Raw genomic sequence first — 10976 nt, forward strand, 5'->3', positions numbered from 1 at the left:
AATTAATTAATGGTCACTTCACAAGTTAGACAAATAGAATAGATATTATTCGGGTCATTAAACTGGTTAATCATTTTCGCTTGTGACTCTATTTGCTCTCGAACATCAGATAAGCTACCTAAAGAGTTACCAAGTAGCACGCTTTGCTCTGGAAGCACTGCTTGTAACGCCATTTTAGCAGTTGATGTACCAAGAATTTGCTTCATAAACTTCTCTTGTTCAGTTAGCTCTTGCTCGATCGTAATTACATCATAATGTTGAAGATTAGCCAGTTCGGCTGCTGCTTTAATGGCATCAGCTTTGCTGCCCAGTTTATCGACTAAGCCGAACTCTTTAGCTTGTGTAGCCAGCCATACACGACCTTGGGCGATTTCGTCGACAGCTGACTTCGTTAAGTTACGCTCCTGGGCAACCATAGAAATAAACTTGTCATAGGCATCTTCAACACCCATTTGGATGATATTTGCCATCTTCTCGTCAATTCCACGTACTGTACTTTGTCCCTTTATTTCTGTGGTGGCTACACCATCAGAATACACCCCTAGAGAGTTTAAAGATTTTTCAAACGTCATTATGGTGCCAAATACGCCGATTGAACCTGTAATCGTACTAGGAGAAGCCCATATTTCATTGGCAGATGCAGCAATCCAATAACCACCTGAAGCAGCTACTGAACCCATTGACGCGATAATCGGTTTGCCTGATTCTTTAATCGCTAATACTTCATTGCGAATAATTTCAGAGGCAAACATACTACCACCGCCGGAATCGATTCTTAAAACAACCGCTTTCACTTTGTCATCGAAACGTGCCTTTCTTAGTAGCGCTGCGGTTGAGTCACCGCCGATTGCACCAGCTTTACGCTTACCATCCGAGATTTGACCTCTTGCGACGATAACAGCCACTTTTTCGGTGATAGGATTCTCTGCCAGCATTTTTGGCGGTAGCGTAGCCTTGTATTGTTTGAAGCTGACTTGCTTGTATGATTTACCTGACTTGTTTTTACCTACTTCGTCAATCATTTTGTTGGTGAACTCTTGACTCGTCATGAGTTTATCGACCCAGCTATTGCTCAGTGCGTAAACCGCAGAATCACCATTGGCTGATGCCATTTTGTTTTCTAACGCGGCAAGCGTTTCGTCAAAGTTAGCAACATCGAAGCTTCTGCGCTGTGCGACCTCTGATTTATATTGATCCCAAAGCGGGTTAAGCCAGCCTAGATTTGACTCCTTTGCGGCATCAGACATATTGTTGCGGATATATGGTTCGACTGCTGATTTATAAGTACCAACGCGGAAAATATGCTGGTTCACTTTCAGCTTGTCTAGTGCGTCTTTAAAATAAAGAGGGTACATACCAAAGCCTGACATTTTAATTGCACCGTACGGATGTAGTGCAATTTCGTCTGCAGCAGAAGCTAAAAAGTACTGAGCTTGAGTGTAATATGCGCCGTGTGCATACACCTTTTTACCTGCTGCTTTAAACTGTTCGACAGCATTAACCACGTCGCGTAATTTATCTAGATGCGAGCTATGCATACTCTGCAGGTCAAGTACCATGACCTGAATACGATCATCTTTTGCGGCTTTATTGATTACCTTGATGACGTCATCGATTAAGATTTCCATCGGCCGATCTTGATCACCTATAGCATCTTCGAAAGCAGCATCAACAGGTTCTCTGTAGGTTAATTCTTCGACCAAAGATCCAGATAGGTTCAATCTTAACGCACTGTTATTTTCGATAGTGACGTCGTCCTCACCTGAAAACAAACTGATAATTATCGCGATAAATATGAACAGAAATATTAGGTTCAGTAGTAACCTTCTGGAAAAGTTTAAGGTAGCCCAAAGACCTTTAAATATATTTGCAATAAACTTCAAAACGCACCTTCATGTTTTATTCGGTATAACTTCTGATTTAATCATATACCAGCACATGATGTATAGGTACAGGAAAAACGTAACGAAGTATTTATGTGCTCATTTTTACGCCAAGTTTCAAAGGCTAATCTAAAATCTTTGTCAGTGGGGCTTGCCAAATAATAAAAAAACGTTAATGTTCACAGGTAAGACCAGTATATTGGGGCGGCGAATGTTAGAACAACAACTAAAACTTAAACACACCGAATTGAGAAATAGACTCGTAATGGGGTCAATGCACACCGGCCTAGAAGAAGGCTGGCACAACAGGAAAAGGCTAGCTGCATTTTATGAAGCCAGAGCCAAAGGCGGAGTAGGGTTGATCATTACCGGAGGATATAGTCCGAACATACGGGGTAAACTAACGCCTATATCATCGTCATTTAACAGCCTTTACGATGTAATAAAACACCGAGCATACACCGATGTGGTGCACAAACATGGTGGTAAAATCTGCTTGCAGCTTTTACACGCTGGTCGATATGCATATCATCCCTTTAATACCGCACCTAGTGCCATAAAAGCGCCTATCAATCCTTATAAACCTAAGGCTATGTCAATAAGTGCCATCAAATCAACAATAAAGGACTTTGCTAAATCAGCTAAGTTAGCTGAGAAAGCGGGCTATGATGGCGTTGAAATCATGGGTTCGGAAGGATATTTGATCAACGAGTTTATGGCTAACCATACCAACAAACGTACTGATGCGTACGGCGGCTCGTTAGAAAATAGAATGCGTTTTGCTGTCGAGATTGTTACAGCGGTTCGAGCCGCGGTCAGTGATAACTTTATGATTATTTTCCGGCTATCAGTGATGGACCTAATTCCAAACGGGTCGACACCAGAAGAAGTAACACGCCAAGCCAAAGCTCTACAAGAAGCGGGCGTTGACGTTCTCAATACCGGTATTGGTTGGCATGAAGCGAGAGTACCAACGATTGCTTCAATGGTACCGCCAGGTGCTTATCGAGAAGCATCCAAACGCTTAAAACAAGTAGTTGATATTCCTGTGATCGCAGTAAATAGAATTAACACGCCAGATTTGGCGAACGATATTCTAACAAAAGGCGACGCAGACTTGATTTCAATGGCAAGACCACTGTTGGCAGATCCTGAATTCTTTAATAAGTATCAACAACAGCGTAGCGAACAAATCAATATTTGTATTGGTTGTAATCAAGGTTGTCTTGATCAGGTATTCAAAGGAAAACGTGCTACGTGTTTAGTAAACCCACAAGCTGGCTTTGAGCTTGACTACCCGCTACAAAAAGCGACAAAGCGTAAGAAGGTATTGGTTGTAGGGGCCGGCCCCGCTGGGCTATCAGTTAGCTATTACTTGGCCACCAAGGGACACAAAGTAAAATTGATAGATAAGGCTTCAGAATTAGGGGGGCAATTTAATTTAGCAATGCGAATACCTGGTAAAGAAGATTTCCAACATACGTTGAACTACTATGTCAGTGAAAATGCGCGACTAGGTGTCGAGCTTGAATTAAATACAGCTTTTGAACAATCGATGGCTGATGAATTTGATGATGTGGTGTTTGCTACAGGTGTGAGACCTAGGATGTCAAATATCCAATGTTCTGATGGTAAACGAGTCTTTGCCTATGATGAAGTGATCCGTGGTGAAGTTGAACTAGGTGAAAAAATTGCAATTCTGGGCGCGGGTGGTATCGGCTTTGATATGGTCGCGTTTTTAACTGAACAACGTAATCAAAGTATTGACGCGTTCAAATCTCAATGGGGGATCGAGTGCCAACCTAAACCCTCAGCAGAACAGCGTAAATTCTATATGTTGAAGCGCTCACCTGGTAGGTTCGGAGCTGACCTTGGAAAGACCACCGGCTGGATCCATCGTGCTGTTGCGAAACATCACAAAGTCGAACAAATTGCCGAATGTGAATATGTAGCGTTTGACAACAAAGGATTGACAGTAAAAGTGGCGGGTGAGACTCAGCTGCTTGATGTGGATACAGTGGTCGCTTGTATTGGTCAAGTATCCAATGATGATTTGTTTAATCGCGAGTCAATGCCGCAAAATATGCATGTAATCGGTGGGGCGAAACTCGCATCGGCAATTGACGCTAAGCGAGCAATTTACGAGGCGCTACAAGTCGCAAGAGCAATATAGTGAAATAACTACCTATGTCTGGCGGTCTATAATGATAACTTTCATGTGTCATCGAGGCCGCTAGATGTTAACCTACCTGTATAACAATTACCAAAAACTCATCCACAAAACCCAATGTTTAGACGGGTTGCCGTCGTTATTGATCCGTCTGATCCTTGCTCCTGTGATGATCGTCGCTGGATATAGCAAGTTAAACTTAAATAATCCACAAGCCAGCTTTTTTGAGCGACTACAAGCAGACCCAAATGTCGTTGCTTGGTTTGCAAATAGTGAGTGGGGACTTGGATTACCTTTTCCTGACATGCTTGCTTTTATGGCTGCATGGAGTGAGTTTCTTGGAGGTTGGTTACTCTTTTTCGGTTTGCTAACTCGGCTGGTATCTATTCCGCTGATGATCACTATGTTAGTCGCGGCGACAACTGTTCATCTGGAGAATGGTTGGTTTGCAGTAGCTCCGACAAATCCTGATACCAGCGCAGCTAAAGTTTTTGCGTGGTTTGGCTTTGAAAGCGCAGAAGAGAGTTTGCAAAACAGTATCGAAGCAAAAGAAAGACTGGATAGAATAAATCAGATTGTTGCTGAAAATGGGCTTCCCGAATACCTATTTGAAAAAGGGAATATCGTTATTTTAAATAATGGCATTGAGTTTTCGGCGACTTACTTTGTATTGTTATTGGTGTTGTTTTTTGTCGGCGGAGGCCGTTATGTCAGTGTGGACTATTGGCTTAGTAAGTTACGACTTAAAGCAAAGCTAGAGCAGTCAAGGTGAACAATGATATTCTTCAACTATGACACTAAAAATGAACATTAAGAGACAGTAAATGGACGCAATTGAACTTCTTTTAACACGACAATCGGACAGCAACTTGTCGTACCCAGGACCAACTCCAAAACAGCTCGAGGTTATAAAAAAAGCAGCATTGAAAGTACCGGACCATGGTGGGCTAAAGCCATTTCGCTTTATTTTGGTAGAGGAAGAAGCCAGAACTAAACTTGGTGAAATTTATCATCAAGCAGCAGTTGAAGAGGCACAAGATCAGCGTACGATTGAACGAGCTAAGTCACTACCTGAACGCGCGCCAATGCTAATCATTGCAATATCCCCTTTTCAAGAGCACCCAAAGGTTCCTCGTATCGAGCAAATCGAAAGCGCGGGATGTAGTGTTTTCGCTATGCAACAAGCTGCTTTCGCGCAAGGGTTGTCAGGTGTGTGGAGAACTGGATATTTTGCACAAAGTCCTACAGTTAAAAGGTTGTTGGGTATAGACGAAAAAGATGAGATTGTCGGATATCTGTATATTGGGACACCGACCGTGCAATGTACAAAACCTGTTAGGAACCAGCCAGAAGACTTTTTCAGTTCATTGTAAGGACAATACTTATGACACTACATGTTATTGATCATCCGTTAATACAACACAAGCTGGGCTTGTTACGCGAGCAAGGCATAAGTACCAAACAGTTTAGAGAACTAGTTTCTGAAGTTGGTAACTTGTTAACGTATGAGGCAAGCAAAGATCTATCATTACGTGATGAGGTGATTAACAGCTGGCAGGGAACTGAGTTAACGGTAAAACGGCTTAATGGCAAGAAAATAACGTTAGTACCAATCTTGCGAGCAGGTTTGGGTATGCTGGACGGAGTTTTACAATTGATTCCAGCAGCGAAAGTAAGCGTTGTTGGCTTGCAGAGGAATGAAGAAACTCTACAACCAGAAGCTTACTTTGAGAAATTAGTGAGTCACATTGATACACGCTTGGCTTTGGTGGTCGACCCGATGCTGGCCACTGGAGGTTCATTGATAGCAACAATCGACATGTTAAAAGCTGCAGGCTGCAAAACTATCAGAGCCATTGTACTCGTTGCGGCGCCAGAGGGAGTTAAAGCTGTTAATGACGTTCATCCTGACGTCGAGATTTACACAGCTTCGCTTGATAGTCATTTAAACGAAAAAGGTTACATAATCCCAGGGTTGGGCGATGCTGGTGATAAAATCTTTGGTACTAAAGCTTAGCCTCAAAGCACCTCAAAAAAAAGCTACTCGTAGTTGAGTAGCTTTTAGCATCACCAAGGGTGATAGAGCGTAAAATCTTCGGGCTTAGAAATAGCCTCTGATCCCAAAGCGGAAATTACGGCCGGGCAGTGGCGCTTGCTCTTTGATAAAGGAGCTGTGAACAAAACCCAGCTCATCAGTGAGGTTGTCCGCGTTAAAGTACGCCACCAAGTCGCTCCCAGACACAGAAAATTCATAGCTTGCAGCTAAGTCGACTAAGGTATAGCTAGACGTGGCACTTTCATAACTAGCGATATCCTTTTGTTCAAAGTAGTGCGTTACAGTCAGACTAGTGAGCAAAGCTCCTTGATTGTATTGATAATCAATACCTAACTTATTGCTTGGAATACGCGGTAAGTAGTCATCATTGTCAAGTTTCGCAGTCAACGAATCACCAAAGACCTTGATACGTGATGAGTCAGAAAGTTTATAATGCGCATCGAACTCTAAGCCGTAAAGTTTCGCGTCTTGACTTTGAAATTTGAACACCGGAAGTGCACCTTCATGGAAATGATCAGCGGTTTCAAGGCCATGTTCTCCTGTGAACATTAGATCTGTCAAAGATTGATAGTAGAAGTTTTCGATATCGTTATAGAATAGGTTAACTGTATAACCAAAGTCACCAGAGAATTTACGAACACTAATATCAAGGTTATTGGCGGTTTCTTGTTTTATGTTGGTAGGTTCAAAATGAGCAACACCATTTTCAATGTCATACCCTAAACCAAGTTCATAGGTGCTAGTCGCTATATGTACGCCATTCGAAAGTAGCTCGGCTGTCAGCGGTGCACGTTCGGAACGAGATAACGAAACTGCTATGTTTTGACCTTCCGAAAAATCATATACACCGCCAACCGATAGACTCAGATTGTCCATTTCAAGCAAATAGTGCTTAGTGTCAGTGACTTCTTCGTGATCATGCTCATCATGTGAATCATGGCTTTCTTCAATAGCGCTATTTAACTCATAATTTTCAAATCTTGCGCCTAACTCAATGGTAAACTGATCAAATTTACGTTCTTCTAGTAAATAGAGCGCATGAGTTTCGGTTTTGGTAGAAGGCGTAAAAGCTTCTTCTCCATCAGCTCGGTAGTCGCTGTCGCTATAGTGATAGCCAATGGTGCCGTGCCATTGACCAAAGCGGTGCTCTAATGATGCTCGAAGTTCGCTCGTATCGTTTTTAAAAACGGTTCCAACTTCACCGGCTTCAATTTCAGCATGTTCATAATCGGTGAAACCGGCTTGGATACTTACAGATTCAAGCCAATCACTATGAATTGCATAGTTTAAGCGGGTTTGGAACCTGTCTTGTTTGACTTTTGCAAACACTGACTCATCGTGATGTTCTTCTTCGTTATCATGTGAGTCTTCAGCGTCTTCGTGTTCGTCATGACCGTGTTCATCATGACCATGATCGTGGCCTATGTGTGAGTGTGCAGGTATACCATAATCTGTTTCTATACGGCCAAATGAAGCGCCAATAGTTAAATGATTACCGACAAAGCTCGTCCCAAAGTTAACCTGTTCAGAATCAAGGAAGGTATTTTCAACCGTGTTCAGATAATTGACTTCATCTGCATGTGTCTCGTGCTCTGACTCTTCTTCATGCTCGTCATGCTCTTCAGGCATTACTGCATAGCGTGGTGTTTCATAATCATGTCCTCTACGCTTAACTCCGTCAAAATGAAAGTTGAATCCTTCCTTTCCCGTTTCTAATAGGGCGGCATAGGTATTGGTGTTGGAGTTTGTATCATGACTGTATTCTGCAGCGCCATGAAAGCCATCAATAACATCGGCTGGAATGCGGTTATCGACTACGTTTACAACACCGCCAATGGCACCAGAACCATACAATAGAGTGGCTGGACCCCTCAGTACTTCAATCTGTTGTGCTGCAAGTGAATCGTTGGTGTTGGCATGATCTGGACCTACGCGAGACGCATCACTGCTATCTAAACCATTTTGGGTGATTTTTACCCGAGGTCCATCAAGACCACGAATGATAGGACTTGAACTAACTGGGCCAAAGTAGCTGGCATTAATACCAGGTTGGCCTTTTAACGTTTCTCCGAGTGTTGGTTTGGCATGGTTTTTAAGTTCGTCACCACCTAGAACACTGACAGGAGAGGTCATTTCCATGCTGTTTTTGTGTAGTGCAGAAGAATAGACCACTATCGTTTCAACAGAACTAGGCTGCAAAGATACTTTTACATAGCCGCTAGACTCATTGACTTCAACCCGGCTGTCTAGGTAATTAGGTTTTGAGATGTGAAGTTGGGCGTCTGAGTCGATATTTATGGTGAACAAACCATTTTTGTCTGACTGAACAGATTTGCTCTTACCATGAAGGTGGATAGTCGCATTGGCAAGTGGTTGGTTATTTGCGTCGACCACCTTGCCTTGTAACTCAGCTGAGATCGCTGGAAAAGCACTAAATGCACATAAAATAGCGCTACTGATAACGGACTGCTTAAACATAAATACTACCAAAAGTGAGAGTTATTGTTTGATTTGTTATAATGTAACATCGTGCGAGCGGTAGATCAATAATGTTATATTATAACTTAGTCTTTGTTGTATTAATGAAGCTGTCTATAATTAAGTTACAAACTACATTGGATACGAGCTAATGAGTAAGCCATTTGTTTATAAAGCAAGAATTAAGGTGGCTGACTTATTTCATCAAAGTCACCACGAAGAAGCTTTTACTACTGCTTTGCTTTCTAAAGAAAGCCTTTCCCATTTTGCTTTGAAGCTACTCGGTATTTGCGCGCTTTCTTATGAAAAAGCGGTAAACTGGGACAAAGGAAGTCGCAAAAATTTACCTGATGTGTGGATAGAAGATGATTTTTTTGAAATAGAAGTTGCGATGTTTATTGACTGGCGAGAAGTTGACGAAGTTTCTAGACTAGCAAAGCTCTATCCTAAACTGGTGCTGTTAGGTGTAGAAGGAGAGCATTGGTTCACAGAGCGCTCTGTACAGTTACTCTTTATTGATAATCTTTCTATATTCAGTCTTAGTAAAGAGTTTGTAGAACAGCTTGTTGAGCTGTTGGAAAAGAGTTTACATTGGGACGTAGTTATTGAGGATGGTGCCATTAGTGTCACCGACGGAGCGCATTATATTTCGACAACTATTACCAAATTTGCTTAATACCCATTCCATCAGTATATGATCAATTTTAGAGACTAAAGCTGCCGCTGACCGTGTTAAATATAACAACTAAAAAGCAAATTTTTACCTACACGGGGATTGGTACCTTAGCGCTAGCAGAGCGCGATAGCGGTGTTATCAACTAGCTTTTTTCGACTCAAAGTTGATCAACGAATTAGGAAAGTGGGGATAACAGACGTAATTGTGAATTTATTACAGTTGATATTCCATAGCTAGATTTAGGTCGTGATAGTTAGATCTTGACGGCAATGACAGACAAAAATATTGGCCACCCGTGTTAGGGCAGCTCAATTTTGATATCGGTAATAGGCTGACTGCAGCAGAGCAATATTTCCCCATCTCTAACGAAGGCTAAAGGCTCTTGATTATAACGTGTTTCGCCGTCCAATAGTTTAGCGCGACATGCGCCACAAAAGCCTTCTCTGCATTGATAGGCAACTTCTACCTTGGCAGATTCTAATGTTTCTAAGATTGAACAAGAAGGAGCCCGATGATTTAGGGGCTCCGTGATATTTTCGATAGTGATGGTAAAATTTGGCTTCTCAGCCATTACAAATCAAAGTCGCCAAAGTCTGAAGCATCTACCTCTGAATCAATTTGTCCAACAAGGTAAGAACTGATTTCAGCTTCTTGAGGCGCAACTTGTACGTTGTCTGAAACCAACCAAGCATTAATCCAAGGAATCGGGTTAGACTTAGTTTCAAACTGGGTAGGTAAGCCGATAGCGGACATACGAATGTTAGTTATATATTCAACATATTGACAAAGAATGTCTTTGTTCAATCCTATCATCGAACCATCTTTAAATAGGTATTCAGCCCATTCTTTTTCTTGTTGTGCAGCCTCAACAAACATCTTAATAGCTTCTTCGCGACATTGTGCAGCTACAATGGCCATTTCCGGGTCATCTTTGCCTTCTTGCATAATGTTTAGCATATGCTGTGTACCGGATAGGTGCAGGGCTTCATCGCGCGCAATGAGCTTGATGATCTTGGCATTACCCTCCATGAGCTCGCGTTCAGCAAAAGCAAATGAACAAGCAAAGCTGACATAAAAACGAATAGCTTCAAGAATATTCACTGACATCACACATAGGTAAAGCAGTTTTTTGAGCTCGAACAAGCTAACGTTGTAGGTTTCACCGTTAATTTCGTGTTTACCTTCACCTAACTTATTGTACAGGTTAACTTTTTCAATTAGCTCATCGTAGTACTTGGTTACCGCATCTGCTCGTTCGACAATTCTATCGTTACCCACGATATCATCAAAAATGAGCTCTGGGTTTTGCGTCACATTACGAATAATATGTGTGTATGAACGGCTGTGAATAGTTTCACTGAACGCCCAAGTTTCTATCCACGTTTCAAGCTCAGGAATAGACACGATCGGAAGTAACGCCACGTTTGGCGATCGACCTTGAACACTATCAAGCAGTGTCTGGTACTTAAGATTACTTAAGAATATGTGCTTTTCATGTTCTGGAAGCGCTTGGAAGTCTAAGCGGTCCTTGCTGACATCAACTTCTTCTGGCCGCCAAAAAAACGAGAGTTGCTTTTCTATAAGCTTTTCGAAAATGGGATACTTTTGTTGATCGAAGCGAGATACATTAACAGACTGACCGAAAAACATCGGCTCTTGTAGTTGATTATTGTGGTTTCTGCTAAACGTAGAATATGCCATAACTGTGTTACT

At 42.0% G+C, this 10976-nt stretch carries 9 protein-coding genes; 5 read left to right on the forward strand and 4 right to left on the reverse strand.

What is annotated here, in order from left to right:
* Positions 1–2 precede the first annotated feature (2 nt).
* Positions 3–1883, reverse strand: a complete 1881-nt coding sequence (gene sppA / locus ACSLBF_RS07805; protein WP_440056040.1) for a signal peptide peptidase SppA — start codon at positions 1881–1883, stop codon at positions 3–5.
* A 211-nt stretch (positions 1884–2094) separates the two neighbouring features.
* Between sppA and ACSLBF_RS07810 the strand changes: the two genes are divergently transcribed.
* From ACSLBF_RS07810 to upp, 4 genes are all read left to right on the forward strand, one after another.
* On the forward strand, positions 2095–4056 hold the full coding sequence (locus tag ACSLBF_RS07810) for an FAD-dependent oxidoreductase (RefSeq protein WP_440056041.1): 1962 nt from the start codon (positions 2095–2097) through the stop codon (positions 4054–4056).
* 64 nt (positions 4057–4120) lie between these two features.
* Positions 4121–4825, forward strand: coding sequence for an HvfX family Cu-binding RiPP maturation protein (locus tag ACSLBF_RS07815; RefSeq protein ID WP_440056042.1), 705 nt, complete (start codon positions 4121–4123; stop codon positions 4823–4825).
* A 52-nt stretch (positions 4826–4877) separates the two neighbouring features.
* Positions 4878–5426 (forward strand): NAD(P)H nitroreductase, encoded by a 549-nt coding sequence (locus ACSLBF_RS07820; RefSeq protein ID WP_440056043.1) that lies wholly within the window; start codon positions 4878–4880, stop codon positions 5424–5426.
* 11 nt (positions 5427–5437) lie between these two features.
* Entirely contained in the window at positions 5438–6070 is a 633-nt protein-coding gene (upp, locus tag ACSLBF_RS07825) for a uracil phosphoribosyltransferase (RefSeq protein ID WP_440056044.1), read from the forward strand.
* Between the two features lie 84 nt (positions 6071–6154).
* Here the strand turns inward: upp and ACSLBF_RS07830 are convergent, their stop codons facing one another.
* The gene (locus tag ACSLBF_RS07830; RefSeq protein WP_440056045.1) at positions 6155–8587 is read right to left on the reverse strand and encodes a TonB-dependent receptor; all 2433 of its coding nucleotides are present in this window, start codon (positions 8585–8587) and stop codon (positions 6155–6157) included.
* Positions 8588–8738: 151 nt separating this feature from the next.
* On the opposite strand from ACSLBF_RS07830, the gene ACSLBF_RS07835 reads away from it, so the two are divergent.
* Positions 8739–9263 carry a YaeQ family protein gene (locus tag ACSLBF_RS07835; RefSeq protein ID WP_440056046.1) on the forward strand — a complete coding sequence of 175 codons (525 nt, stop codon included), beginning with the start codon at positions 8739–8741 and terminating at the stop codon, positions 9261–9263.
* A gap of 298 nt (positions 9264–9561) precedes the next feature.
* Here ACSLBF_RS07835 and yfaE read toward each other — a convergent pair whose 3' ends face one another.
* Positions 9562–9834, reverse strand: a complete 273-nt coding sequence (gene yfaE, locus ACSLBF_RS07840; protein WP_440056047.1) for a class I ribonucleotide reductase maintenance protein YfaE — start codon at positions 9832–9834, stop codon at positions 9562–9564.
* Entirely contained in the window at positions 9834–10964 is a 1131-nt protein-coding gene (gene nrdB, locus ACSLBF_RS07845) for a class Ia ribonucleoside-diphosphate reductase subunit beta (protein ID WP_440056048.1), read from the reverse strand. Before nrdB ends, yfaE begins: the two co-directional genes overlap by 1 nt.
* Positions 10965–10976 lie beyond the last annotated feature (12 nt).

The organism is Pseudoalteromonas sp. T1lg65 (assembly GCF_051930985.1).
Classification (GTDB): domain Bacteria; phylum Pseudomonadota; class Gammaproteobacteria; order Enterobacterales; family Alteromonadaceae; genus Pseudoalteromonas.

Bases quoted from the DNA above. Each gene is read 5' to 3' on its own strand.
- ACSLBF_RS07810 (WP_440056041.1), top strand. From the start codon at position 2,095: ATGTTAGAACAACAACTAAAACTTAAACACACCGAATTGAGAAATAGA.
- ACSLBF_RS07815 (WP_440056042.1), top strand. From the start codon at position 4,121: ATGTTAACCTACCTGTATAACAATTACCAAAAACTCATCCACAAAACC.
- ACSLBF_RS07820 (WP_440056043.1), top strand. From the start codon at position 4,878: ATGGACGCAATTGAACTTCTTTTAACACGACAATCGGACAGCAACTTG.
- upp (WP_440056044.1), top strand. From the start codon at position 5,438: ATGACACTACATGTTATTGATCATCCGTTAATACAACACAAGCTGGGC.
- ACSLBF_RS07830 (WP_440056045.1), bottom strand. From the start codon at position 8,587: ATGTTTAAGCAGTCCGTTATCAGTAGCGCTATTTTATGTGCATTTAGT.
- ACSLBF_RS07835 (WP_440056046.1), top strand. From the start codon at position 8,739: ATGAGTAAGCCATTTGTTTATAAAGCAAGAATTAAGGTGGCTGACTTA.
- yfaE (WP_440056047.1), bottom strand. From the start codon at position 9,834: ATGGCTGAGAAGCCAAATTTTACCATCACTATCGAAAATATCACGGAG.
- nrdB (WP_440056048.1), bottom strand. From the start codon at position 10,964: ATGGCATATTCTACGTTTAGCAGAAACCACAATAATCAACTACAAGAG.